A 26,890-nucleotide genomic window follows, 5' to 3' on the forward strand; every position below is an offset into this window, starting at 1 on the left:
CCCACATTTGTATCTCGTTTGTTGCATATAAGGTTTATAAAGAACTGGAAAGGCAATTGATGCAGAAAAAAGCAACTATCAGCCCGAATACAGCTATAGAGATAGCTGAAAATATATTTGAAATACAGGCTATAATGCCTGCTAGTGGTAAAAGAATTAAGAAGACTCTCCTCTTAACCCAAGAACAAAAGTATTTAGCTGAGCTATTTAATTTTGGGTGTTAAAATGCGGAAGTCAGGAGATTTTTCTTTGCTCATGCCTTTATCTCTTAAAGCTTCGTATTGCTCTTCATTTTTGACTTGGGGTATGTTATTTTTTTTAGCCATTTCATTAATTTTTAATCAATTATAATAACCGATTAAAATTTGAAATGTTACTTAACTATAGTTCTGAATCTAATTTTAAATAATCTTCTAAGGTCATTTTGGTTACTAATCTCTCCTTTCACTAGGCTTAGAATATTGAAATTCCCATTTAGAAATTGAAGCAGAAATTCCCTTTTTTAGAAACAATCAGCAAAGGTCTGAGTCATTATTTGAATTAAGGGAGTGCAAAATCAAGTCTATGGAGGTCTATTCTGTTTTCTTGTTGTTTTTTCTTCCTTATGAATAATCCTTTTTTGCTGATATACAAAAATGGAGAGAAATCATCCTTTAAATCTAATTTTCCAGTTAAATTAAGTTCTTTATCAAAAACTAGTAACCATAATTTATAATCGATTTCCTCTTCATGTTCCAGAAGTTCTCTGGCCACCGGTCTGTAAAATAATTCCCTAAAAGGATCATAGAATAAGTTGTGGTGATATGACTCTCTATCTAAAGGACTGTCCGCATTGCTTTCATATAATTCGTTAAATTTTGCAATAGTGATAGGCTTATTATTGGTTAGTTCATTGTAATCTGATAATTTTATTTTACGCTTTAAATCTAAAGTTTCGAAATCATATATATATATATCAGGAGTAAACGGAAAAGTAACATACACCTCGTCATGAATATTAAAAATAAAAGGCCTGGACGCAAATCCAAAAGTTTCTTCATCTTCCTTATAGTTTAATGCGGGATTCGGTTCTTTGGAATGAACAACTTTCTCATCTTTAAAGAAAATTTTAGAAATAATGGGGGTTTCAAAAAATGCTTGATCATAATTTGATGGGAAGGCAAGAAAATAAATCATTTCTCCTGAACCGGCTACATACTGCTGAAAAGAAGTTCTATAGCTAGCCTTAAATGGTGTATTGTTGTGAAATTCCACATTGCCAAATATTTTAGTATCCATGTATTCATTTACTCTTCCTTCCTTATTGACCCAGTAAAACTTGTTTATATTCCTTAGAATCATAGAAGTATCTGAAAATATAATTTCCGCAACTCCTCTAATGTCATATTTATCATCATTTAATGGGATATGGTCAATTATTTCTCTATTTTCGAAATCAACAATTGATATGCGCTTCATCATATTGTCATAATAATAGATAAATTCACCGGTGTCGGTATTTTGAATTGTGTAATTAAAATAAAAATTTGTTCCATCATATCCTGTTTTAATAGGATAGGGAGTAGCTGAGTAATCTAATTCCTGAATCGTTTTTTCATTACAAGCCACTGTAAAAATCATTATAATTACCGTATAGCCTAAAATGAATTTTGCTGTTGACATATATTAAACTTTACACTTAATTAAAACTAAGCAATTAAAAGTTATTATAAAAATAATTGATGAAAAACTCATTCTTTAAACTTTGGTATAAATCATATATTTACTTTTCCGTATCCCATCATCATTCCTCCCGTAAGAAGTAGAAAGCAAAAACATTAATTTGGAAGACTATAACAGAATACTCGATGATATTTTACATACTGTAAACTCGGTGGAACATCCTGGTAAAGTAGCTACCTATATACCAGAATTAGCTAAGATTGATCCTCATAAATTTGGAGTCTCACTACAATTTGTTAACGGTGAAATCTATAATGCTGGAGATTATAACGAGCGATTTTCAATCCAAAGTATCTCCAAAGTCTTTACGCTAAGTATGGCGATTCAATGCATCGGTAAGAAAGTTTGGGATAGAGTTGATGTCGAACCTTCTGGCGACCCATTTAATTCTTTGATTCAACTGGAACATGAAGCTGGAATTCCAAGAAATCCATTTATAAATTCAGGTGCTATCGTGATTTGTGATATTCTTCTTTCAGAATTAGAAAACCCAAAAGCAGAATATTTACAATTCATTCATGACTTACAAGGCACTGATAAAATTCATTATAATGAAGAAGTCTTTAAATCCGAGAAAAGCATGGGCTATAGAAATGTAGCCATGGCGAACTTTATTAAAAGCTTTAAAAACATTCACAATAAGCCAGAAGATGTATTAGATTTCTATTTTTACACCTGTTCCATCGATATGAGCTGTGTCGAATTAGCCTGGTGTTTTCAGTTATTTGCCCAACATGGTAAATCTGCTCCTGACGGCACATTATTTCTGGAACCCAACCAAATCAAAAGGATTAATGCACTTATGCTGACCTGTGGTTTCTATGATGAATCAGGTGAATTTGCTTTCCTAGTAGGCTTACCCGGAAAAAGTGGTGTAGGCGGTGGAATTGCTGCTGTGCTACCCGGAGAATTCAGCATTGCTGTTTGGAGTCCAAAACTCAATGAAAAGGGTAATTCTGCTAAAGGTATGCATGCACTGGAGTTATTTACTACCCATACTGAGATGTCTATTTTCTAAAAAAATATAACCACAATATAAATTAACCACAATAGATTAAAAAGAAAACAAAAGGACAGTCAAAGGCTATAAAAGTTTAACCACTGAGTTTCTCAAAGAACTTCCCTGAGAACACAAAGGACCATTAAATCTAAAATATTGCAAATGGTCGGTGCTCCATTATACCGACCATGGCGCAAATTGTTCTAAAATGCCGTAGGCATGACCTTATAGTAACTAAAAAACAAAATGCAACCCAAGCCCATTATGGGCGACCTTATTAACCTGAGTTCGATTAATAGAACTACCGTCATACCGGAAAAATAAGACTTAATTTTTCAAAAGTCTTATTTTACCCGGTATCTCACGAAAATTGCCAAATTGAGATCTCGGATATTTTTCTTTTTTTGAAAAAATAAAAAGAAAATTTCCGAGATAACGTTTTATGCCTGTTTGGCAGGAATTTAAAATAGAACTCATGTTATTGCCCTACAACTAGAACTCAAACGCTCTTCAACCTAAAACTCAACACAATAGCTAATGCCAATAAACTCATAAAGAATATGATCTGTGCTGGCAGGCCAAAAACCTGCGCTATTATACCAAAACCAGCTGCAACAAGCGTAAATAAACCAATAAAAGTATTGGCAACGGAAACATAAGTAGGTCTGTCATCCTCAGGAGCATAATCTACTAAATAAGTTTTTCGGCTTAATCTGGCTCCGCTATAGGCAATTCCATTAATAAAAAAGACGGGAAGAAATGCAAAAAAACCTAAGTTCCAATCTGCAGCAAAATAAAACAATAAAGCAAAAGCACCTCCACCAATAGCTATGAAAGAAGAAATTCGCATCAAACGAGTAGCCGATTGGTCTGCCATTTTACCCCAAAATGGACTGCTCAGAACATTTGCTAAACCATTGACAATTATCAAATAACCTAGCAAACTCCAATCGGGATTCCCGATATCTTTGGCTACCAAAACATAAAAAGGCTGGAGGAGCGGAACCGCCATTAATAAAGCTCTTGTAAAAAGGAAATTCCTAAAATTTTTCTCGTCCGTAATGAGTTTTATACCAGCTTTAACTTCTTGCAAAGGGTTTCTCCCGCCATCGGTTGCTCCTTTCTCTTCTTTTATCATAAAGAACAGTAGAGCTGCTATAAACCATAATGCAGCAGCAAATAGAAATAAAAATCCATAAATCGATTTATCGGCCTCTTCTTGTATAAAAAACACCAATACGACTCCTGCAATCAAACTCAATATCCCGCCAAAAGTAGAACGATAGCTTAGCATCTGACCTCGGGTATTTTTGGGAATCGTTTTCCCTATTACATCTTTGTACGCTACGGAGGCAACCCCACTTGCCAAACTGAACACTGTCAACAAGATTAATAGCACAACTGGAATGGTCTCTTCATTACCGAATAAAATATGTCCTGCAGCTGCAAGCCAGGCAAATGCCTGAACCAAAGCACTTACAGCCCAAAAGTATTTACGAATTGAAAAGGATCGAATTTTACCCGAAACCGCTAATTGAGGCAATAAAGAACCTGCATCTTTGATGGGAACCAAAGCACCAATCATGGTGGAAGAGGCTCCAAAAAAATCCATTATCCAGGCCAGGGTAAGATTCGGGCTAATAATTTTTTCTGCAAACTTGGTTAAGGTGCCATTTGCAATATTAAGCGTGAAATTTTTGGGAACATCAGTGCAAGCATCTTCAGGAATAGCTTTACATGCTCGAGGTTCATCTTCCTCTGTTAAAAAATCATAAAAGCGTTCTTTTAATTCAGGCATAATAATTTAAGACTTAACTTTGAAAAAAATACAAAATGAGAGTAATAGGTGAGCTTCCCAATAATTTCTGCAAAATCAGTTTGTTCCAATGGAATGAAAAATATCTTGTGAAATTCGAATTAGGGTTATATGAACAAACTTTTAAGATTGATGAATACGAGGTCGCGAATGTGGAAGAATTAAAAAGTCTAATCTCTGAAGATTTCATTAAAAAAGTAATGAAACGTTTTGACGATATGCACCGTGATTGGGGTGAAATAGCTCTGGGCTAATTCCCAACTATAGGTTTCTTTAGGCTTATCTTATTAAAACCATTGACTAAAACGATGGTGCCCCCTATCCCGATTGCACCACCTGTATAAAGTAAAGCCTCGCCTAATTGCGGATTGGTTCCTAATAATTGTCCTCCGATTATGGTAACTGTATAACCTAATGTAGCTACAAATATTCCTGCTTTTAGCGTCTTTTTCGCATCAGATAATTGCAATTGAATTTGATTTACATCATTTTTAATCGTAAAAATTTCTTTCTTAATAGAATCTAATTCCTGTTTGCTGTATTCCTGAGCAACTGTGGAATTAAGAAAAAACAAAACTAAAACACTAAAAATAAAAAATTGCTTCATAAACACTTTAATAATTTATTGATTTAACCAATCTTTAAACTGTCCTACTCGTTCTCTGGCTACAATTAAATCTAAATCGTCAGTTGATTTAACAATTAATTTTAGTCTGCCATTATGATATGATTTCATTTCAATTAACGCTTCTAAGTTAACAATTATAGAGCGATTTATGCGATAAAATTGAGCAGGATCAAGTACATTTTTCTCTAAATCATCCAAACTAAAATTAACAATAAACTTTTTTGATGTACCGATTTCTTTGAGATATACAATCTTATCTTCAGCATAAAAATAGGCAATTTCATGAATATCTTTAAATATCATTTTATTACCCACTTTTGTCAAAAATCGATGTTTATAAGCTTTATGTGTGATTTTATCCATTACAGCTTTAATCAAGTTAGGATCAACCTCAGCTGATTTTTCACCGGTACATAATTGCTCATATTTTTCAAATGCTTTGATTAAGCGGGATTCCTGCAAAGGCTTCAACACATAATCGATGCAATAATGATTGAAAGATTCCAAAGCATGTTGGTCATAGGCTGTTAGGAAAATAATAGGGATTTGTAGATTTTGATTTTCAAATATTTTAAAGCAATCACCATCTGCCAAATGAATATCGCAGATAATTAAATCGATATCAGTATTCTTTTTAATGATCGTTTTAGCTTCTTCTATACTTTGTGCCGTACCAGTAATTTCCCAATCAGGCCTTTTTTTTCTAATAATTTGTATAACTCTTTGTTGCGCTAAGGGCTCATCTTCAAAAATTAATAGCTTCATCTTATTTCGATTAAGGGAATAATGACTTCAAAATGCTTTTCGGTTTCGGTTATTTTTATGGTTTCTCCCAAAAACCTGTAACGCTCCGAAATGTTTTGTAAGCCAATCCCCATCGAATCAACATCTTGCGTTTTAGGCTGAATTGAATTGATGATTTTCAGATATTTTCCGTTGTTTTCAATTTTAACCTTCACAGGCTTTTCTTCAGTAAAAAAATTATGTTTCACTACATTTTCTATCAAAAGCTGTAGCACAACTGGTGGTATAAATAATTTAGATAATTCTTTATCCAGTGAAATTTCGATTAATAAAGAATTTTTAAACCGGATTTCAAGTAGTGAAATGTAATCATTTAAGAAATTTAATTCTTTTTCGAGGCTCACTAATTCCTCATTAACATTTTTGGATATGTAACGGTAAATAGCCGATAATTTATGTAAAAATATATCTGCTTTTTCAACATCATCATGCATTAATGTGGATAAAGCATTGAGATTATTAAACAAAAAATGAGGATTCAATTGATGGTTGAGCCTTTCGTATTGACTTCCAATATTGATGTTTTTTAATTTTTCTGCTTCCAACTCCTTCTCCTTATATTTTCTATTAAAAAAGAAGATTGCATTTATAGTATTAAGAAAAAGATTGATTCGAAAGGTAAAGGCAAAAGTCAATAGGAAATTCTGGCGGGTATAGGTAAATGGGTCTCCTATCAGCAAATCTGTAATTTCAACCGAAAGCAAACTAATGAGAAAAGTGAAAATCACGCTCGATCCAAATTGCTTGATCAATGGATGGATTTTTTTGAAATGCTGAATCAGGAATTTACTTATCAGCCAATTTGACATCCATACCGAAAAAGACAGACAGAGAATTGTCCAGAAAAGATAATTATAAGGCAGACCTGCTTGAAATAACCTATCTCCTTCCAACACAATAATATTGAGGAAAGAATATGTTGCCAAAAAGGCAATCCATAAGAATTTATATCTGTGTTGAAACATGAATTGAACTTAAAAGAAAAAGGTAGGAAAATCTTCTTTCCTACCTTTAAATTACAATCAATTATTCATACAATATTATTGTACTGTTATGGAACCTGACATTGAACCATGAATAGTACATACATAATTATCAACTGCCGCAGCAAGTTCTTGTGTCAATGTAAAGCTAATAGTGTTTCCATCAACCACAACATTTACATCAGCATTATCTTGGAATGTTCCACCGTTAGAATCTTGACTTAACAAATACTCATTAGCAGCATTTCTTAAAGCAAAAGGATGAGCAGTAGCACCTGTTACGGTTAGTACATATCTAGTACCTACTGTTAAATTCCAAGTGCTGTTATTTTCGTTTAAAGTGGTGATATTATCTGCTCCAGTTACTTCTGATACGAAATAAGCTGTAGCACCAGAATTACCCACAGTAATATTAACAGTGGCTTGTAGCTGTGGTAATAATACACCGTCAATTACATGCACCACACCATTTTCGATAGCAACATCAGCCGTGGTAACACTGAAAGTATTTCCTTCAGTATCAGTTACTGTAACTGACGCTCCTGTTCTAGTTACAGTTAAATCCTGCCCGGAAAGTGTTGTTAGCGTTTGAGCTCCTTCAGCTAAATCTGCCGCGTAAGCTACCGATGGTACGACATGGAAACCTAAAACAGTAGCAAGATTATCAACCCCACCGATTGCTTCTATCAATTCAGTTAAATTAGCTGCGTTAAATGCAGTTAATGCTGCTGCAAATGCATCATTAGTTGGCGCAAATACAGTGATTGCTTCTGCTGCTAACAAATCAGCTGCTAACCCATCCACGGCACCTACTGCATCTAATAAAGTAGTTAAATTAGCTGTGGTAGCAGCCTCTACTAAAGTAGGACGATCTAATGGAAGTAATACTCCATCGATTACGTGCACCACACCATTATCAATTTTAACATCAGCTGTAGTTACATTGTATACAGAACCGTCAACATCAGTAACAGTCACCGCTTCTCCATCTAAATTTATAGTTAAGTCTTCTCCAGCTAAAGTGGTTACAGTCATTCCGTCAGTTAAATCATGAGAAAAAGCTACTGATGACACTACATGAAATTGTAATACAGTTGATACTGTTTCAGCACCTAATTTCGCGATTAATTCAGTTAAATCTGCAGCTCCATATTGTGCAAGTAATGATTCAAAAGCAGCATTCGTTGGAGCAAAAACAGTTATTGCTTCAGCACCAGTTAAAGTAGCACCTAGATCTGCTGCAGTTACGGCATCAATCAAAGTAGTTAAACCTGCTGCCTGCGCTGCTTCTACCACATTCGGATATTCTAATGTTGGTACTAAAACTCCGTCTACAACATGTACTACACCATTGGAGATTTCTACATCAGCGGTTGTAACTTGAACATCATTAATAAAAACTCCATCAGCATTAATAGTAACAGTTAATTCTTGACCATTAAGGGTAGTTAATGTTTGACCATCGGTCAAATCAGTTGATAAAGCAGCACTCGCTACCACATGATATCCTAATACTTCATTTAGTTTATCTACACCACCTAATTCTGTTACTAAATCACCTAAATTATCCACACCGTAGGCTTCTAAAACTACACCGAAAGCTGCGTTAGTTGGGGCAAATACAGTGATTGCTTCTGCTGCTAATAAGTCATCAGCTAAACCATCGACAGCACCAACTGCCTCTAATAAAGTTGTTAAACCTGCTTCTGTTGCTGCTTCTACCAAATTAGGTAATGCTGGCTCAGGCAATTCAGGTAATAAAACACCATCAATAACATGCACAACTCCATTTTCGATTGCGACATCTGCAGTTATTACATTTGAAACATTACCATTAAAGTCAGTAACAGTCACACCATCCGCAGATGCAGTTACAGTTATTTCTTGACCAGCTAATGTATTAAAAGTATTTTCTCCATCCACTAAATCTTCAGCAAAAGCTACAGCTGGTACTACATGAAAACCTAAAACTAATTCGAGATTTCCAACTCCTCCAATAGCTTCCACTAATTCTTCTAAATTTGTGGCATCGAATGCTTCTAAAGCAGCACCAAACGCAGCATCAGTTGGGGCAAATACCGTAATTGCTTCTGCATCTAATAATGTTTGACCTAATCCATCTACCTCACCGACAGCTTGTAAAAGTATATTTAATTCTGCAGCTGTGGCAGCTTCAACTAAGTTAGGTAAGGGTTCTGCCGGCAATTCTGGTAGTAACACACCATCAATTACATGTACAACTCCATTTTCAATTGCAACATCTGCGGTAACAACGTTAGAAACATTTCCTTCAAAGTCTGTAACAGTTACACCACTAGCTGATGAAGTTACCGTTAATTCTTGTCCAGCTAATGTAGTAAAGGTGTTTTCTCCATCAGCTAAATCTTCAGCAAATGCTACAGCTGGTACAACATGAAAACCTAAAACTAATTCAAGATTTCCGACTCCTCCAATAGCTTCCACTAACTCAGTTAAATTTGAAGCTCCAAATGCAGTCAATGCAGCAGAAAATGCCTGATTAGTTGGAGCGAAAACTGTAATTTCATCCTCCGCTAATAAAGCTGTTTCTAAACCATCTACTGCACCTATTGCATCTAATAAGGTAGTTAAACCAGCATCTTCTGCAGCAATAACTAAATTAGGAGCTGGCTCCATAGTCTCATCATCCGTATCCTCATCGCAGGAAAATGCGATAAACGTCAGGGGTATTAATAAAAGTAATCTCCATAAATTTTTCATAGTAGTTCATTTTTTGTTTGATGTAATAACAATAATGATAGATAAGGGAGCTAAACAGAGGTATGAACCGTAGTTATATTGGGATGAACTGTGTGTCTCACCGGATGAACTGCATAAAAAAATCTCCAACCATAGTATATAATGATTGGAGATTTAACGCTACAGCTTTTCTATTAAATTTAATTAGTAGTTATGCTACCTGACATTCCTAAATGGATGGTGCAAACATAATTATCTAATGCATCTGCTAATTCTTGCGTAAGCGTAAAGCTGAAATTAGAGCCACTTATTTGAAAATTAACATCAGCATTTCCTTCAAAACTTCCGTCCGTAGAATTCATACTTAACAAAATTTCATTATTTGTATCTCTAAGAGCAAAAGGATGTGCACTGGCACCAGTCACATTTAACTCATAACGAGTTCCCACAGTCAATGCCCAAGTACTGTTATCCTCATTTAATGAAGTAACTTCTTCATTTCCATTAATTTCACTTACGAAATAAGCGGAGGCACCAGAGTTTCCAACTGTCATTTCTACGATGTTTACACCGTTATCATCTTGATTACCGTCATTATTCATTACATCTTCCATATCATCCTCACAAGAGAAAGCGATTAGTAAGACTGGCAAGAATAAAAGAATTCTTTTAAATGGATTCATAGTTTTATTATTTACGTATTCTACTTTAACCTATGTAGATCAGGTATGTTTTAGTTTGTGGCTTTATTATTTTATTTTATCAATTTAATAAAACCATTTGCATAATTCTCCCCTATTAAATCAGCTTCATTATTAAATTGAAAATCATTTAAAACCTCAAAATCAATGGTATGAGGACTTTTAAAAGCTTCTAATAAATCGAGCTCAAATAAAATATGACCCTCTGATTGACCTAAGATGAGCGGATTTTGAAATGTAAATGATTGTAGTTTTAAATTTTCATTAGTACCGATATGAACCACAACTCCTCTCCTATTTCCCTCATTATCTTCAAACTCTCCATCCATTCTGATAAATTTATAGCCAGTAGTCCAATTCCAAGCCATATTATTGGACGGATCTAAATCTCCCACAAGCTGTCCTGATAAATTTTCTTCATCAGTAACTCCTATATAATACTGAATGGATTCATAAGTTCCTGTTGGAATATCGCTCAGATTCAAAGTGAATCTATTTAAATTCTGTGGCTCTATTAAATGATAGCTATTTGGGACTGAATAAATTTCACCATCAGATTTCAGTAATTTTACATCACTTATATACGTCCTCCATAATCTTAAAGAAAATCTATTCCCTGCTATATTTTCATACATTCTTCCATACTCAAAATCCTCTATCCCGGCTTTATGCGCAAACTCTAGTTGGAGGTTAGTGGTTTTTGGCATATCATCCTGACAAGCAAAAAATAAAAGAGCTAAAGCAAAAAATGAATAATTAGTTATTTTCATTTTCATATGGATTAGAGAATTTAGGATTATTAATAAATACTTGGTCAGTCAGCATGTGTAAGAATGCCAAAATATCTTCCTTTTCTTGATCAGTTAAGAAAAGTTGTGGTCTATCACCAGCAGCCTGGTTCTCATTGCTTCCTTCAATAATTAAAATGTCTAATGTACTACTTTGGTGGATTCCATTATCATAATGCTCTATCACTTCCTCCAATGATTGAAATCTGCCATCATGCATATAAGGAGCCGTGAGGGCTATATTCCTCAAACTTGGTGTTTTAAATCGGCCTTTATCAGCTGAGTTGCCGGTCACTGACATCAGGCCTTCGTCCATATTTTCATCGCTGTCTAAACCATTATTATGAAATCCTTGAAAATCATCAATCGCCCCTGAGGTGAGTGGTCCTAAATGACAATCTCCACAATTTCCACCTCTTAGCTGTCCGGGAATAGGATGCGTGAAAAATAACTGCTCCCCTCTTTTTTCTGACGAAGTTGGTTCGTATTCTCCCCTTAAATATTGGTCGTATTTTGAATTAGATGAAATCAATGCTCTTTGAAATTGGGCTAATGCCTTAGCTATTAAATCCTCAGTAATTTTAGTTGTTTCGAATGCTTCCTGAAATAATCTTTCGTAGCCCGCCTCTTCTAACTTTTTAATTGCATCTTCAAAATTCTCATGCAATTCAATAGGATTTCGGATAGGCTCAATGGACTGCTCCTCCACAGACTGCACCTTTCCATTCCAGGTGAATTTTTCCGCCCAAAGCAGATTAACAAGAGACATACTGCTCACTTCTCCATTTTGTCCATTTATACCAGTACTAAAGGCTTTTCCATCAGTAAATGCTTTGTTTTGTTCATGGCAACTTCCGCAAGACATGCTATTGTCTCCAGATAACTTTTTTTCATAAAAAAGCATTCTACCAAGTTCAAATCCCTTGCTTGTTATGGGATTATCCTCTGGAATACGTTCATTGAAACTGCCAAAATAAGCAGGAGGCGACAATTCAAAATCGATTTCAGGTTCTATCTCTTCAGGTGACGGTCTGCAGCTGCCAAAAGCCAATAAAAATAACACGAAAGGTAAAATCCTATGTTGCATTGTAAAAGCTAAATAATACTTTAAATTTCAAATTATCAATCAATATCTTCAAACGTAATTTATATGCTAAAAAGTTTATATCTTAAATGATATAAATTAATTGGATATTTGGATGTTTGAATGTTTTGAAAACCATTGGTATAATAACGATTCTGAAAAACATAAAAATTCCCTAATTTTCTAAAAATGTAATTTATGAAAACCATCTATTTTTCAATATTGCTCACGCTCCTTTCTATTTCTATCTTTGGGCAAATTCAAAAGCCCCAGGATTTCCTTTCAAGTGACTTTCACCAAGAAAGAAGAGCTATACTTAGAGAGAAGATGCCCGAAAATTCGGTAGCCGTTTTCTTTTCCAATCCTATTCGCAACCGCGCCAATGACGTGAATTTCAAATATCATCAAGACCCTAATTTTTATTATCTGACTGGTCATCGACAGCCCCATGCACTCTTGATGATTTTCTCGGAAAAGCAATCTATTAAAGGTTCTACTTTTGATGAAGTTGTATTTGTAAGAGGTAGAAATGCACTTGCTGAACTTTATGACGGAGGTAGAATTAGTCCTTCTCAAGCTGTTGATGATTTAAAACTTGAAGTCGCGTTTGAAACACCAGAATTCAAAAATTTCCCTATCGATTTTTCTAAGTTTGACCAAGTGCTGTTTTATGATTTTGAAGATGATGTTAGAGAAACATCGGAGGAAGGCGATCTGTATGATTTAATTAGTCAATTTAAACAAAAAGTAAATTATCCTGATGAAAATAAATTGGACATTACGCCTGAACCCCAAAAGAATAACTTAAACACAACGCTTTTAGATGAATTATTGCGTCCGATGCGTGGAATCAAAACCGAGGAAGAGCTTGATTTATTGCGAAAAGCTGTAAAAATTTCGGCTTTAGGTCAAGCAGAAGTGATGCGTGCCATGGAGCCAGGCATGTCCGAACTGGAAGTGCAAGGCATGCATGAATTCATCTACAAAAAATATAAAGCCGAATATGAAGGCTATCCGAGCATAGTGGGTGCTGGCCATAACGGTTGCGTATTGCATTATATTGAAAACTACAAACCTGAAATTGAAGATGGAGAGCTGATTTTAATGGATTTAGGAGCCGAATATCATGGCTATACAGCTGATGTAACACGAACGATTCCTGTAAATGGAAAATTCACCAAAGAGCAAAAAGCTATTTATGATTTGGTCTATGAAGCACAAGAAGCCGCCATGTCTATCGCAAAGCCTGGTGTTCCTTTTTCCGATTTGTATGATACTACCCTGAACATCATCAACAAAGGTTTGCTGGATTTGGGTGTTGTTAAAAGCTTAAACGCTGAGGATTTGATAGACCCAGCGACTGGAAGACATCGCTATTATCCGCATGGCTGTTGCCATCATATCGGACTTGATGTGCATGATTTAGGTGAATACGAACTGCTGGAAGAAAACATGGTCATTACCATAGAGCCTGGCATTTATATTCCAGAAGGAAGCCCTTGTGATAAAAAATGGTGGAACATTCCAGTAAGAATTGAAGATGATTACCTCATTACCAAAGATGGTATTGAACTGCTTTCAGATGATGCTCCAAGGAAAAGCCATGAAATAGAAGAATTGATGAAAGAAAAAAGTGCTTTTGGACAATTTAACTTGCCTGCCTTGGAAGAGAAATGATACTAAAAGAAAAAACTGATGCTTATGCTACTTCAGTTATGGCAGACATATTAGTTAAAGGTACAATCGAATGCTTACAACTTGCCACCATAAAGGATATGCATAAGTCAAGCATCCGTTTGGACCAAAAGAACCAATTGAATAATATTAATACTACTGAATAAAGTAGAAATTATTTCTTATTTCTGGTCAGTAGAAAATATGTTCCTGCAGTAATACCAGCATATATGGCCAGCTTTTTCATCAAGCCTACTTTATCGTGCTTCCACTGTGCAGGCCATCCTTTTTCAGCAATAATATTAGGTAATTTACCATTTTTAATATCTTCTACTATTCCTTCAATTGCATTTACTCTATCCGCCAATAAAAGCGGTAGCCAATGACTGTATTCATTTTCTCCATGTTGGAATGCATAACGCCTCAACTTACCGTTCAATCCTGAGGGTTCTGGCCCCAAACCAAATACAGCACTTACATACGGTCTTTCATTAGAATATAATACTTCCTGATTTACGTCTTGCAGCTTTTGGTCTTTCCTTTCATATTTCAAAGGACCATTTTTCCGGTTTTGAATTGGATAAGTCGGATCATTTTTGGTATCTGCATCTACACCCCAACCTTTAATGTGCGAATAATCATTATTTATATTTTTCATAATCTTTTGAATTAAAGTGTGATAGTAGGTGGAATCAATACTGGTTTAATGATATTATCCAGTTTATCGGAAAACATTCTATAAGCATCAGCGGCCTCTTCAAGTGGAATTCTGTGAGTGATTAATTCTTTTGGATTAATAATTCCGTCTTGTACATGCTTGATTAATCTGGGGAGCAATCTTTTTACAGAGGCTTGTCCAGCTCTAATGGTAATTCCCTTATTGACCACATTACCAATCGGGATGAGGTTTCCTGTAGGCCCGTATACGCCCACCACTGAAACAATTCCTCCTTTTTTTACCGAATTTATTGCCCATTGTAATGCGGTAGCAGACCCAGCATGTAGCAGTAATTTTCTACCTGTAATGGTTTGCAGTGCATCGCCAGCGGCTTCTGCGCCTACTGCATCTATACACACATCCGCCCCCACCCAATCGGTAGTTTGTTTGATAAATTTAACCGGATCTTCCAAAGAGAGAAAATTATAGACTTCACAGTTTGCATATTTCTTGACAAAATCTAAACGGTATTCCTCTTTGTCAATGACAATTACACGGCCAGCACCGAAAAGCCAAGCTGATTTAGCAGCCATAATTCCTACAGGTCCGGCACCGAAAACGACTACGGTATCGCCTTTTTGAATTCCGCCCATTTCAGCGGCTTGATATCCAGTCGGTACTATATCAGTAAGCAATACGGCATCATCCAAATCCATATTATTCGGAATTACCATAGGACCAACATTGGCATAAGGAACTCTCACATATTCAGCCTGACCGCCATGATGGCCGCCAGCAAGATGCGAATATCCAAAAATCCCACTCACTGACGTAGATTGTGGATTAGATTCATGACAACAAGAATATAATTCCTGCTGACAGTAAATACATTCCCCACAGGAAATATTGAAGGGGACAATTACATGATCTCCCAGTTTAATTTCGGTAACATCAGCACCAATTTCGGCCACAATTCCAACAAATTCATGTCCGAAAATGCTCCCTATTCTTGTATCTGGTACATTTCCATTATATAGATGAAGATCAGAACCGCAAATACAGGATCGAGTTACTTTGATAATAGCATCTTGTGGATGTTGGATTTCTGGGATGGGGATATCGTTGTCGACACGGATTCTTCGTGGCCCTCTATAATTTGTTGCAAGCATAATGGTAGTATTAAAAAGTTGATAGTTAAATAAAGCTAGAAAAAGTACATTATAGCTATGTGAATTATTACGTTCCTAATCATCATCAGTTGTTATTTAACTGATAAAGTTTGTTTTTTGTGATAATTATTACATCTTATTAATACTAGAAGATAGATATACGTAAGCGAGGTAGTTAATGCTGGACTAAAAATTTTGGAAAATGAAGAAATTCAAGCAATTGCAGTTACAACAATTTGATTGTATCTTTACAGCAAAATCACTATAATGAATAATTCACTGAAAACAACGACTTTTAATACCAAAAGCAGTATTGAGAAAGCCCAGTTGAGAAAAAAAAGCATTCGAAAATGGACTCTAAAAGCTGATGGCAAAACTTTCATTTGGTCAAATCGATTGGAAAGAGTTGAAGTTATCCGAGCAGGCATCCCTTATGGATCATTGGAATTTATCAGTAAAAAAATTAACCACCCTGTTAAAGTAGTTTTAAATATAGTTGGTGTTCCTCAAACAACCTATAATAAGAAAAAAGGAAATCATTCTCTTTTGGACAGTAGAGATAGTGAGCTCGTGCTAAGCATTTCTGAATTAGTTGATTTTGGTATCGAAATTTTTAACAACGAAGAAGAAAAATTTCAAAGGTGGCTAAATAAGCCAAATATCTCATTAGGTGGAACCGCTCCAATAAAATTTCTTGATACGATAAGCGGTATAAACGAGGTGAAGTTTTGCTTAACCAGGATAGAACACGGAAATTTTGCCTAATGAGAATCTATCGGACTGAAAGAAAAAAGTATCTGAAATCGACATTAACTGGACTTGGAGCTTCAAAGTCCAAGGGTTTCAGATGGAACAGCGAAGACACAAGACTAGTTTACACAGCTGAAACAAGAGCATTGGCAATTTTAGAAGTTTCGGTACATTTAGACATAAGTGAAGATTTACCCAATGATAGATATTTTATTGAAATTGAAATACCAGATGACATCTCTGCTCTGGAAGTAGAATTAGCTGATTTACCAGAAAAATGGGATTCGAAACCTCCATTGCTTGTAACTCAAATAATCGGTGACGACTTCGTGCAAAATAATGAAGCCGCAATTCTTAAAGTACCCAGTTGTATTGTTCCTCAAGAGTACAATTACCTAATTAACCCACTACATCCAGAGGCTAAAAAGATTAGAATTGTGAGTCAAACACCAATGAAATTCGATGACAGATTAAAAAAATAGAACAAGAAACGGTATAAACCTTCTTGTTCTAATTCCTCAACATTTATTATCTCATATTCCGATGATTGATGTCTGTTTCCACATCATCTTCATGGTATTCATCTCTGGTATAATCTTCACGCAAATCTTTTACTCCTAAAAATCCTCCCAAGGCAGAACTTATTAAACCTAGTATAAGCGCAATACCCATATATAAAGACGCCTGCGCTACTGCCTCTGATACTTTTTCAGCTTTCACTCTTGATTTTTCTTCGGCTTCTTTTAAAAATTCTTCAAATTCTCTTCGGGCGGTTTCAAATTCAGCCAGCGTGTTATCAACAGTTTGTTTTGCTTCGCTTTCGGTCATATCTGTGCGCTCGACTAACACATTGGTCAACGCTTGTTTGTCTAATGCTTCAAACGATTGTTCAAATCTATTTTTACTTTGGCTGAAAATCTCTTCAATATCAATATTGGAACCTCCAGCCCGATTACTATTCTCTTGCACCTCTTCTTTTGCATTGGAAGCCGTTTTTTCAACTTTATCTTCTAAGTTTTCAGGATCAAGTTCTTTTTTACCCGTATCTTCCAATAGCGCATAAAATTTATCTTTAGCATCATCCATAGAAATTTCTAACCCTTTGAACTGCTCCTTAACAACCGGACCTAACTGTTCTTTTAGTGTCTCACCAGTGGTTGAAAGGACTCCTCCCACGGCATTGCCAACCCCAGAAATAATGCTACCTACTGCGGATGTAACCAGCCATGCTGAGAGTAAAGCATAGACTGCCCATGTCATGATTCCATGAATAACACCGCCAACATTTTTAAAAGAAATACCCACACGAGCTGCCACAAAACCTCCAATAAAGAGGACTATCAAATTACTGACAACCCACCATATAATAGCTCCTAATCCTAGTCCATTCATGGGATTGTTCTCTTCTGTTGGTTCTACACTGAATAATCCAATTCCTAATCCTATCAAATTTAATATCAGCATTCCTGATAATGTCGCAACTGTTCCTGCGAAAATAGCCTTCCATGAAATACCTCTTGGTGCCAATTTGTTACTATAATTTAAACTGTTCGTATTTTTCATAATTCTTGGTTTTGTTGATTCTTAAGATTGATGCTTTCGATATTTTTTTTTTGCAAAACCAGTTTTAACCTGATTTGCTGTTCACCTCAAATATCCGCTTTACGAGACGGGTATATGTTATACATTTGTATGATATTCTTGTAAAAATCACACTTTCACAGCAGATTATTCCGTAAAATTAAGCACACTTAAACTGGAGTCAAGACAGTGACTTAATATGTTAACTTTCCATTATCAATAGGGAAATCAGTTTTGAAAAGAAATGGTTTTAATTACAAAATGGCTATTTTCAGCCCAATATCGATTTTACCGAACTTAAATCTGGAGAAAGTAAATTTCACGAGCTGCAGTTTTGGTACTGCTTTTGTTTACCCCCACCCGATACTTACAGCAAAAAATCATATTCTCAATTTCATGATCTGATTTGGACTTTCTATGAAAAAGACAAATTTCATCTGATTTAAAATAAGACAGAATTTTATCAAAAAAAGAGACTATCTCAGAATTCATAAATCAAACCTTATGGTGATTGACGTATTTTTTGAGATAGCCTCTTGATTATAAAGCTTTCATGAAAGCTACTTATCTTTTCATAACTGCTTTAATATTAACGAATTCTCTTAATCCGAAACCGCCATGTTCTCGACCATAGCCCGAATCTTTCACTCCACCGAAAGGCATAGCAGGATCGGCAAGGCCAAAAGAATTAATAAACACCATTCCGGTATCAAAGTGCTTCTCTGCCATTTCGATGGCAGCATCTTCATCCTTAGAGAAAATTCCACCACCCAGACCAAAGCGGCTGTCATTTGCAATTCGCATGGCGTCTTCGTTATCTTTCGCTTTGATTAATGCAGCTACAGGCCCAAAAAGTTCATCATCGTAAGCAGGTTGCCCTGACTGTACATTTTCCAAAACGGTTGCTGGGTAGAAAAATCCTTCACCATCCGGTATTTTTCCTCCACAAGCTATTTCTGCCCCATTTTCTACACTATTCAATACTTGTTCATGTAAATCATCGCGCAAATCTTCTCGAGCCATAGGACCCAACTCGGTGCTTTCATCATTGGGGTCTCCCATTTTTACTTCACTCATAGCTTTCACGAATTTCTCGCGGAATTCATCATACACTTTTTCAGTAACGATAAATCGTTTTGCAGCAATACAGGTTTCGCCATTATTGTAAATCCGACCTTTTACGCATGCTTTCACCGCTTTGTCAATATCCGCATCTTCAAAAACCAGATAAGCATCATTACTACCCAATTCTAAGACCGTCTTTTTCAGTTCAGCGGTAGCTTTCTGTCCAATATTTCTTCCTGCATCAGGACTTCCTGTCAGTGTAACTCCTCTTACTAATTTATTTTTAATCACTTCATCAGACTGATCGTGACTAATCACTAGGGTTGTAAACAAACCCTCTGGAATACCAGCTTCACTATAGATTTTTTCCAGCAACTTACCAGTGCCGGTTACATTAGAAGCATGCTTTAATAGTACCGCATTACCAACCATCAGGCTGGCAATAGAATATCGCACCACTTGATAACTCGGATAATTCCATGGCTGGATGCCATACACCACACCAATGGGTGCATAGGAAACTCGACCTTTTTTCCCGCTGACCATATCCCGATCTTCAGTTTTTAAGTCATTTGGCCCTCTTTCCGCAGTATATTGACAGATGGCAGCGCATAAATCTACTTCTTGCCTACTTTGCACTAAAGTTTTTCCCATTTCATTGGTCATCAATTGCGCCAACTCCTCCTTGGAATTCACCAAAGCTTTTCCAATGCCTTTTATTGCTTCTGCTCGATCTTCAGGAGAGACTTCCCTCCATATTTTGAAGGCTTCATGGCATTTTGAAATGGCCTCTGTAACCTCCTGATTAGTCATGTGTTCAAAGTGATGAAGACTCTTGCCCGTAGCGGGGTTGACAGTCTCAATCGCTTCTTTGGTTCCTACTTCGCTCATTTTATATATGTTTTAAGGTTCTTATTTCTTATCCTTGCTCTGTTGGCATCAGATATACATCGTTGATATTTACTCGTTCTGGCTGATTTAAAGCATAAAAAATGGAATTGGCGATATCTTCTGCTTCCATTTTAGTCATTTCCTTCATTCCCTTTAGTTTTTCCTTAATGTCATCATCAGTAATAGACTCAAACAAACTGGTGTCCACTGCACCAGGCTCTATAGAAGTCACATTAATACCATACTCTGGTGCCAACTCTTTTCTTAATCCTTCAGAAAACATTTTAACCGCTGCCTTTGTAGCGCAATAAACCGCGCCACCAGGAAAGTAATTATGAGCTGCAGAAGATGAAATATTGATAATATGACCACTTTTATTCTTTTGCATAGTGGGTAATACCGCAGCTACTCCATTAAGTACACCTTTAATATTGACATCTACCATCTTCTCCCATTCATCAGTTTTCAGTTTTTCAACATATGATAGGGGCATCAATCCCGCATTGTTAATTAAGACATCAATTGAACCAAATTCATCCAAAGCTTGAGAAACAGCTTTTTTAAAATCCTCAGGTTTGGTAACATCTGTTTTTACGACCAATGCCTTTCCACCACCTTTTTCAATATTATCTTTTAATTCTAGTAATATATCTTCACTCCTGGCGCATAAAACTACTGACGCACCTTCTTCGGCTAACTTCATTGCTGTTGCTTTTCCTATACCGCTGGAAGCTCCTGTTATAAGTACTACTTTATTATTTAAGTCCATCTTTTCTTATTTTTTAAGTTTCAAATATGCATTAAGCATGTTTACAAAGTTATTGATACCAAAAACTCTAGGTCTTACACAGATTTTGTGAAAGTTTGTATAAATCTCATGTACTATAAGTAGGAGAAAGAAAACTAAAGAGCTAATGAACTCTAAAAATAACAGCTTTGCATACAAATTCGAAAGATGTGAATTATATAATATTTAAAAAATAATATGTAAGATTTAAACTATAAATGGGTTTTAAATTTGATAATTTAAGACGCTTATCACGAATATGGGATAAGCATTAAAATATTCAGTAAAAAAACAGCTATATGGATAAGGTTAAAGAAGTAGAGGAAAAGAACATCAAAAAACTGATTGAGCTAAACGAAGAACTCGAAAATTATTTTAGAAATACAATAATCCCCCAGCTATTTATTGATGCTAATTTGATTCTAAGAAAATTCAGTCCACCAGCAAATGCACACTTTATGCTGGAGGAAGAAGACCTAGGGAAATCCATTTATGAAATTCCAGCCTTATCAAAAATCGATAGGTTAGTCGATATTATAAAGGAAGTGATGGTCACCAATAATGACGTAGAGGATGAAATTAGGACATCAGACAATCGATCGTTTCAGATGAATATTCTCCCTTACATTATTAAAAAAGGAAATGTGACGAATGGAGTGGTGATTACCTTTATCGACATTACTGACCGAATCAGAGATAAACAAAATATTGAAAGGATAAATGCCGATCATGAAACATTTATTTACTCTGTTGCTCATGACTTTAAAGGTCCACTAGTGAATCTAATTTCCTTGGTCGACCTATTAAAACACTCTTTTAAAAAGGAGAATAAAGATGAAATAAGCGACTACTTACAAAAAATTGAGAAATCAGCATATAATTTACAAGATATTGTAAATGAACTTACTCATATTACCAAAATAGGCACCGATACTCTTGATAAATCAGATACCGTTAGTATTGAAAAGATTTTGGAAGACGTGAAATTTACCTTGAAGAATCAAATATATAAATCGCATGCTAAGATTACCACTAATATTGAAGTTGCCGAAATCTTGTTTTCTAAAAAACATCTAAGAAGTATACTCTACAACTTACTGTTTAATGCCATAAAATTTTCGAAACCTGACACCACTCCTGAAATTTTCATAAAAACGGAAGAATCCGGAGAGTTTACCCTATTATCAGTAAAAGATCATGGCATTGGGATTGATTCTGAAAGGAAAAAAGAAATATTTTCAAAATTTACTCGATTGACCCAGCACATTGAAGGTACAGGGTTAGGTTTATTTATCATCAACAAAATGGTCACTAATCAAGGTGGGAAAATAGAAGTAGAAAGCGAGGTAGGGAAATTCACAACGTTTAATATTTATCTAAAGCACAGCTGAAATTATATCAGAAATATATTGCAAACAAAGAACCTTGACTTTATTTATAGATATAATCACGTTATTTGAAATATCCCTTCTAGAAATGAATATTATTTTCCTTCATGGATAGATTTTAAAAATGACTGGAAATATTGTTATAGCCTGATCGGTAGATCTTATTTTCCCACAGTGTCCAGCCTGCCATTTAAACAGAACATCTTATCAACTAAAAAAAATGAAATGGAAAATTATCAAGAAATGACAAAAAGCCAAGAAAGTAAAAGTCCTTATATAAAATTTTTGCTAATGTTGCTATGCTCCTTTATAGCTATGTACATTACTATGTATTTCAATACCTATGAAATTGACCATGTGTACTTCAACCTAACCCGTGTCTACATGGCCTGCTTAGGGATATCACCTATGGCACTCATTATGTTGGGATTTATGCTGAAAATGTACCAGGATAAAAAGAAAAATATTGCCATTATTCTGGGAAGTATTATACTATTTATTAGTGCCTTAACTTTAGCAAGAACGCAGACACCAATCGATGATGTTTTGTATATGAAAGCTATGATTCCCCATCATTCCATCGCCATACTCACAAGTAAAAGAGCAGAAATAGAAGATCCTGAAGTAAGAAAATTAGCAGATGAAATCATAAAAGCGCAGAAGCAGGAAATTGCAGAAATGCAGTCATTAATAAAAAAATTGCAATCAGAAAATTAATGGACTTAGTAAAATTGTAATCCACACTAGCTCGATATAAAAAGTATAAACCATCCGAAAAGAAAATCATATTAGTTTATTATCATTTAATATTATCGAGATTAATAACACTCTTTTTTAATGTCAGTTTATAGCGTATATTCAATAATTAATCAGCATTCAAATTACCTCATATAATTTATTTAAATTTTATATTTGATCTATCAAAAAATTAAAGTGTATTTAATAAACTATTCATCTCTCCCATTTACAAAATACTTACCAACTCCTATAGTCTAATAAAACAGTTATTAAAAGATTTTAACATTTCTACCTTTAATTAGGATACTTATTGCAAGATTAGGATTCTTATTGCAAGCTGATTCAAATACATCTTAACATCAATAAACGCCTATCTTTTTATGTTAAAAAAAGAATGTGGGAATCATATAAATCTCCATAATAATGATGTAACATTTTACACTTTTAAGAACATAAATTTGAATAATAAAACACGGGTAATAAACATTTTTCGTGTTACCCAAACCTTTAAATTATACAGCTATGTTTCATCATGTTAAAGAATTACAATTTAATGCAAGGGTTAGCCAACCTGATGTTCGTTTCGCCAAGCTTCTTTTAGAACAATTTGGTGGACCAAATGGAGAACTTAAAGCGGCTATGCAATATTTTGTACAGGCGTTTGGCTGCAGAAAAGCTGCTCCTGACAAATATGATATGTTAATGGACATCGCTACTGAAGAGTTTAGTCATCTTGAAATAGTAGGCGCTACTGTTCAAATGCTTTTGACAGGAGTAAACGGTGAACTTAAAAATGCAGCTGATGAATCTGATTTAACTAAAATGTTAGATGGTAAAGCCGCGAAGGAAGATTATATCCATGAAGCCATGACTAATCCTCAATTCTTTTTAGTTAGTGGTGGAACTCCGACTCTAACTGACAGTGTAGGCAATCCATGGAGTGCTTCTTATATTATGGGAATGGGCGATTTAACTGCTGATCTTCGACTAAATGTAGGAGCAGAAACCAGTGCTAAAATGGTTTATGAAAACCTATTAAAATACACAGATGACCCTTTAGTAAAAGAGTCATTGCGCTATTTAATGACCAGAGAAGTGGCACATTTTCAAATGTTTCAAGCAGCCCTTGATGACATACAACCAAACTTTCCTCCAGGTATTTTGCAAAGTGATCCACGCTATAGCAACAAATATTTCAATATGTCAAAAGGCGGAGATAGCAAAGGACCATGGAACCAAGGAAAAAGTCCAGAAATGGGTGAAGAATGGCAAGTTATTGATAACCCGTTAGAGCATGTTCGAAAAACGAATGGCTTGCTCGATGAAGAAATTAAGGGTACCAAAAGAACTGAAGATTCAGTTCAAAAAGATAATAAAGCTTTAAGTGCCGAGCGTAAAGCACAGGTAGATAAAGCAACACAACCAGACAATGGCCACATGAGTTGGTCGGTCAAAAAAGATGAATTCGAAGGCAATTCTGAATCTGAAACAGTGTTAAGCAACCTTAATAACAAATAAAATTTGAACCATTAAATTAAAAGAAAATGCAAAATCAAAAAACGTCAGATTCTTCTTTAAAATCATCCCAACTGATGAAATTATTTGAAGATCAATTGAAAGATATTTATTGGGCTGAGAAAGCACTCATAAAAGCAATTCCAAAGATGATAAATAATGCTACATCACAAGATTTGATTGATGCGCTAAAAAGTCACCTGGAAGAAACTGAAAACCAAGTAACCAGAGTGGAAAAAGTTTTTGAAATACTGGATAAAAAAGCAACGGCAAAAAAATGTGATGCGATGGAAGGCTTAATTAAAGAGGCTGATGAAATTATGGAATCGTGTGATGAAGGCGCAATGTGTGATGCTGGAATTATTTCAGCGGGACAAAAGGTAGAGCATTATGAAATTGCTACCTACGGAACCCTTCGCCAGTTTGCTGAAATTTTAGGTTTATCAGAAGCTGTATCACTACTTGAAGCGACCCTTGAAGAGGAAAAAGAGGCTGATGGACATCTATCTGAAATTGCTGAGTCAATTAACCTTGAAGCGGCCGTTGAAGAGGATTGATGCAATCCAATCATAAAATTATCAACCTTAAAATTATAACCTGACATCATGAGGTACATTCTTTATATAGTAGCAATAGTCATGATAATCGTTTGGGCGATAGGCTTTTTTGTCTACAGCTTCGGGGCAATTATTCATCTACTGCTCGTAATAGCATTAATTTCTATCATGGTGAAAGTTTTCTCAGGGAATAAATCAATTTAATAATAAATAAGAACCAATTAAACCGCATCCTGGGCCAGCCAACCGGTAGCTGTGGAGGCATAAACAAAATCAATTATGAGCAAAGGAAAAGCAGTATTCGGAACATTAGTAGGACTTGCAGCTGGTACTATAGTAGGTATATTATTAGCACCCGAAAAAGGATCTACAACCCGCAAACAAATCAAAGATAAAAGCGATGATTATTTAGACGAACTGAAAACAAAGTTTGATGAATTTTCTGACACCGTTTCTAAAAAAATTGAAACAACGAAGAAAGATGCGGATGCAATGGCAAATAAAGGAAAAAATAAATTCGATACGTTCAAAAAAGATGCTAAAAATACAGCTTCCGATGTTGAACATTCAGGATATTAATTTCCCTTTCATTAGTATTTAACATTTAAACTCACTGATTATGGACGACAATGCAACTCCTATAGAAACACTTTTGAAGAAGGCTGAAGACTATAGTAAAACATCTATCGAATTTTTTAAGCTAACCGCCATTAGCAAATCGACTGATATGGCTTCATCCTTCGTTTCTATCTTTGCAATTTTTATTATAGTTGCATTGTCGCTTTTAATCTTAAATATTGGTTTGGCTTTATGGATTGGCAAACAATTGGGGGAATCATTCTATGGTTTCTTTGTAATGGGCGGCTTTTATGCTTTAGTGGCAATTCCACTACATATTTTCCGAGACGAATTAGTAAAAAAGCCCATCAGCAATTCATTAATTAAACAAATACAAAAGAAAAAAGAATAAAGGCGTGAAATATCTATAATATCACCCTTAAATCAAAAGGATTGCGAGGTGAAGAAATGACCACTACAAGCTAAAAGATTCCCAGTACAAAATGTAAATACCAATCAGATGAAAAATGAAACAGATGAGTTAAATCATGCCATTCGTGAATTAGAAGAAAAACGTGCTAGAGAATTGAAGGCTCTTACTACTCAGTTTCATTCCACATTCGATAGTTTAAAACCCATCAACCTGATTAAAAGTACCGTAAAGGAAGTGACTGCTTCCTCCGAAATAAGAAAGAATCTTTTAGGAAATGCAATCGGAATAGGAACAGGAATTATTACCAAAAAACTCTTAGTCGGAACCTCACTTAATCCAACAAAAAATATTTTGGGAACAGTTTTGCAATTTGCTACCGCCAATTTTGTTACGAAACATGCTACAGGTGCAAAAACTACAGTAAGAAACATACTGAGCTATTACTGGAACCGAAGAAAGCATTCAAAAACTGCTCACAAAAATCTCAATACGAACCCAAACCATAATTCTGATGTACCAGGATTAAATTACGATAAAAAAGTTTTCAAAAATTGAATTTCATAAAAAAGACTATTCAAATCAAATTAAGATTAATGCGAACTTTTACCTTAATCCTAATTGTGATTGTCCTCATTGCCACGGGCCTTCCTATGATTAATTCTGATGAATGGTGGATTAGAATTTTTGACTTCCCTCGAATTCAAATTGCTTTTTTAACTTGTATCAGCATAATTCTAGCGTATGTGGCTGTTGCACAACTCAAATGTAGTGTAATTTAGACTTAGTATATATATATATATACTATATAAACATCTGACTATCAGTTGTATAAGTCTATTTTATTTGCTATATTTTGCCATGCAAGGAAGAAAGAATTATCAA

The 26,890-nt window shown here is 35.1% G+C and carries 29 protein-coding genes and 1 pseudogene; 15 read left to right on the top strand and 15 right to left on the bottom strand.

The window, feature by feature from the left end:
• Window positions 1–224 (top strand): annotated as a pseudogene (locus tag VFM92_RS08875) (IS1634 family transposase); the annotation flags it as partial.
• On the opposite strand, the gene VFM92_RS08880 reads toward VFM92_RS08875, so the two are convergent.
• Complete coding sequence (locus VFM92_RS08880; RefSeq protein ID WP_325121856.1) at window positions 204–326, bottom strand: DUF7218 family protein; 123 nt, start codon at window positions 324–326, stop codon at window positions 204–206. The pseudogene VFM92_RS08875 and the gene VFM92_RS08880 overlap by 21 nt on opposite strands.
• 214 nt (window positions 327–540) lie before the next feature.
• Window positions 541–1,662: a DUF4221 family protein gene (locus VFM92_RS08885; protein ID WP_325121857.1), complete on the bottom strand. Its 1,122-nt coding sequence runs from the start codon at window positions 1,660–1,662 to the stop codon at window positions 541–543.
• A gap of 160 nt (window positions 1,663–1,822) precedes the next feature.
• Between VFM92_RS08885 and VFM92_RS08890 the strand changes: the two genes are divergently transcribed.
• A complete protein-coding gene (locus tag VFM92_RS08890) occupies window positions 1,823–2,740 on the top strand; it encodes a glutaminase (RefSeq protein ID WP_325121858.1) in 918 nt (305 codons plus the stop codon).
• Between the two features lie 481 nt (window positions 2,741–3,221).
• Here the strand turns inward: VFM92_RS08890 and VFM92_RS08895 are convergent, their stop codons facing one another.
• Window positions 3,222–4,520, bottom strand: coding sequence for an MFS transporter (locus VFM92_RS08895; RefSeq protein ID WP_325121859.1), 1,299 nt, complete (start codon window positions 4,518–4,520; stop codon window positions 3,222–3,224).
• A 35-nt stretch (window positions 4,521–4,555) separates the two neighbouring features.
• On the opposite strand from VFM92_RS08895, the gene VFM92_RS08900 reads away from it, so the two are divergent.
• Complete coding sequence (locus VFM92_RS08900) at window positions 4,556–4,792, top strand: hypothetical protein (protein WP_325121860.1); 237 nt, start codon at window positions 4,556–4,558, stop codon at window positions 4,790–4,792.
• Here the strand turns inward: VFM92_RS08900 and VFM92_RS08905 are convergent.
• From VFM92_RS08905 to VFM92_RS08935, 7 genes are all read right to left on the bottom strand, one after another.
• On the bottom strand, window positions 4,789–5,145 hold the full coding sequence (locus VFM92_RS08905; RefSeq protein ID WP_325121861.1) for a hypothetical protein: 357 nt from the start codon (window positions 5,143–5,145) through the stop codon (window positions 4,789–4,791). The two genes, VFM92_RS08900 and VFM92_RS08905, sit on opposite strands and share 4 nt — an antisense overlap.
• Window positions 5,146–5,160: 15 nt before the next feature.
• Entirely contained in the window at window positions 5,161–5,931 is a 771-nt protein-coding gene (locus tag VFM92_RS08910) for a LytTR family DNA-binding domain-containing protein (RefSeq protein ID WP_325121862.1), read from the bottom strand.
• The gene (locus VFM92_RS08915) at window positions 5,928–6,935 is read right to left on the bottom strand and encodes a sensor histidine kinase (RefSeq protein WP_325121863.1); all 1,008 of its coding nucleotides are present in this window, start codon (window positions 6,933–6,935) and stop codon (window positions 5,928–5,930) included. The genes VFM92_RS08910 and VFM92_RS08915 overlap by 4 nt, the downstream gene beginning before the upstream one ends.
• A gap of 75 nt (window positions 6,936–7,010) precedes the next feature.
• The gene (locus VFM92_RS08920; protein ID WP_325121864.1) at window positions 7,011–9,692 is read right to left on the bottom strand and encodes a fasciclin domain-containing protein; all 2,682 of its coding nucleotides are present in this window, start codon (window positions 9,690–9,692) and stop codon (window positions 7,011–7,013) included.
• Window positions 9,693–9,871: 179 nt separating this feature from the next.
• Entirely contained in the window at window positions 9,872–10,354 is a 483-nt protein-coding gene (locus VFM92_RS08925; protein ID WP_325121865.1) for a hypothetical protein, read from the bottom strand.
• A gap of 71 nt (window positions 10,355–10,425) precedes the next feature.
• Window positions 10,426–11,142, bottom strand: a complete 717-nt coding sequence (locus VFM92_RS08930) for an MbnP family protein (RefSeq protein ID WP_325121866.1) — start codon at window positions 11,140–11,142, stop codon at window positions 10,426–10,428.
• Complete coding sequence (locus VFM92_RS08935; protein WP_325121867.1) at window positions 11,129–12,247, bottom strand: cytochrome-c peroxidase; 1,119 nt, start codon at window positions 12,245–12,247, stop codon at window positions 11,129–11,131. The genes VFM92_RS08930 and VFM92_RS08935 overlap by 14 nt, the downstream gene beginning before the upstream one ends.
• Window positions 12,248–12,442: 195 nt before the next feature.
• Between VFM92_RS08935 and VFM92_RS08940 the strand changes: the two genes are divergently transcribed.
• Both VFM92_RS08940 and VFM92_RS08945 read left to right on the top strand, forming a co-directional pair.
• A complete protein-coding gene (locus VFM92_RS08940) occupies window positions 12,443–13,921 on the top strand; it encodes an aminopeptidase P family protein (protein ID WP_325121868.1) in 1,479 nt (492 codons plus the stop codon).
• Complete coding sequence (locus VFM92_RS08945; protein ID WP_325121869.1) at window positions 13,918–14,085, top strand: hypothetical protein; 168 nt, start codon at window positions 13,918–13,920, stop codon at window positions 14,083–14,085. Before VFM92_RS08940 ends, VFM92_RS08945 begins: the two co-directional genes overlap by 4 nt.
• A gap of 8 nt (window positions 14,086–14,093) precedes the next feature.
• Here VFM92_RS08945 and VFM92_RS08950 read toward each other — a convergent pair whose 3' ends face one another.
• The gene (locus tag VFM92_RS08950; RefSeq protein WP_325121870.1) at window positions 14,094–14,576 is read right to left on the bottom strand and encodes a hypothetical protein; all 483 of its coding nucleotides are present in this window, start codon (window positions 14,574–14,576) and stop codon (window positions 14,094–14,096) included.
• 11 nt (window positions 14,577–14,587) lie between these two features.
• Window positions 14,588–15,745, bottom strand: coding sequence for a zinc-dependent alcohol dehydrogenase (locus VFM92_RS08955; protein ID WP_325121871.1), 1,158 nt, complete (start codon window positions 15,743–15,745; stop codon window positions 14,588–14,590).
• 267 nt (window positions 15,746–16,012) lie between these two features.
• On the opposite strand from VFM92_RS08955, the gene parS reads away from it, so the two are divergent.
• A complete protein-coding gene (gene parS / locus VFM92_RS08960; RefSeq protein ID WP_325121872.1) occupies window positions 16,013–16,510 on the top strand; it encodes a type II toxin-antitoxin system Xre/ParS family antitoxin in 498 nt (165 codons plus the stop codon).
• A complete protein-coding gene (locus VFM92_RS08965) occupies window positions 16,510–16,977 on the top strand; it encodes an RES family NAD+ phosphorylase (RefSeq protein WP_325121873.1) in 468 nt (155 codons plus the stop codon). Before parS ends, VFM92_RS08965 begins: the two co-directional genes overlap by 1 nt.
• 46 nt (window positions 16,978–17,023) lie before the next feature.
• On the opposite strand, the gene VFM92_RS08970 is transcribed toward VFM92_RS08965, so the two are convergent.
• The 3 genes from VFM92_RS08970 to VFM92_RS08980 form a co-directional block, all read right to left on the bottom strand.
• Entirely contained in the window at window positions 17,024–18,058 is a 1,035-nt protein-coding gene (locus tag VFM92_RS08970) for a hypothetical protein (protein WP_325121874.1), read from the bottom strand.
• A gap of 582 nt (window positions 18,059–18,640) precedes the next feature.
• Window positions 18,641–20,032: an NAD-dependent succinate-semialdehyde dehydrogenase gene (locus VFM92_RS08975; RefSeq protein ID WP_325121875.1), complete on the bottom strand. Its 1,392-nt coding sequence runs from the start codon at window positions 20,030–20,032 to the stop codon at window positions 18,641–18,643.
• A 28-nt stretch (window positions 20,033–20,060) separates the two neighbouring features.
• A complete protein-coding gene (locus VFM92_RS08980; protein WP_325121876.1) occupies window positions 20,061–20,801 on the bottom strand; it encodes an SDR family oxidoreductase in 741 nt (246 codons plus the stop codon).
• Between the two features lie 317 nt (window positions 20,802–21,118).
• Between VFM92_RS08980 and VFM92_RS08985 the strand changes: the two genes are divergently transcribed.
• The 8 genes from VFM92_RS08985 to VFM92_RS09020 all read left to right on the top strand — a co-directional run bounded on the left by VFM92_RS08985 (window position 21,119) and on the right by VFM92_RS09020 (window position 26,563).
• Window positions 21,119–22,210: a sensor histidine kinase gene (locus tag VFM92_RS08985; protein WP_325121877.1), complete on the top strand. Its 1,092-nt coding sequence runs from the start codon at window positions 21,119–21,121 to the stop codon at window positions 22,208–22,210.
• A gap of 222 nt (window positions 22,211–22,432) precedes the next feature.
• On the top strand, window positions 22,433–22,924 hold the full coding sequence (locus VFM92_RS08990; RefSeq protein ID WP_325121878.1) for a DUF305 domain-containing protein: 492 nt from the start codon (window positions 22,433–22,435) through the stop codon (window positions 22,922–22,924).
• Between the two features lie 543 nt (window positions 22,925–23,467).
• Window positions 23,468–24,463: a manganese catalase family protein gene (locus VFM92_RS08995; protein WP_325121879.1), complete on the top strand. Its 996-nt coding sequence runs from the start codon at window positions 23,468–23,470 to the stop codon at window positions 24,461–24,463.
• A gap of 26 nt (window positions 24,464–24,489) precedes the next feature.
• Entirely contained in the window at window positions 24,490–25,017 is a 528-nt protein-coding gene (locus VFM92_RS09000; RefSeq protein WP_325121880.1) for a ferritin-like domain-containing protein, read from the top strand.
• A 48-nt stretch (window positions 25,018–25,065) separates the two neighbouring features.
• On the top strand, window positions 25,066–25,221 hold the full coding sequence (locus tag VFM92_RS09005; protein WP_325121881.1) for a lmo0937 family membrane protein: 156 nt from the start codon (window positions 25,066–25,068) through the stop codon (window positions 25,219–25,221).
• A 75-nt stretch (window positions 25,222–25,296) separates the two neighbouring features.
• On the top strand, window positions 25,297–25,596 hold the full coding sequence (locus tag VFM92_RS09010; RefSeq protein WP_325121882.1) for a YtxH domain-containing protein: 300 nt from the start codon (window positions 25,297–25,299) through the stop codon (window positions 25,594–25,596).
• 40 nt (window positions 25,597–25,636) lie between these two features.
• The gene (locus tag VFM92_RS09015; RefSeq protein ID WP_325121883.1) at window positions 25,637–25,987 is read left to right on the top strand and encodes a hypothetical protein; all 351 of its coding nucleotides are present in this window, start codon (window positions 25,637–25,639) and stop codon (window positions 25,985–25,987) included.
• Between the two features lie 108 nt (window positions 25,988–26,095).
• Complete coding sequence (locus VFM92_RS09020; RefSeq protein WP_325121884.1) at window positions 26,096–26,563, top strand: hypothetical protein; 468 nt, start codon at window positions 26,096–26,098, stop codon at window positions 26,561–26,563.
• The last annotated feature ends 327 nt before the right edge of the window (window positions 26,564–26,890 follow it).

The organism is Marivirga sp. (genome assembly GCF_035704835.1).
GTDB lineage: Bacteria > Bacteroidota > Bacteroidia > Cytophagales > Cyclobacteriaceae > Marivirga.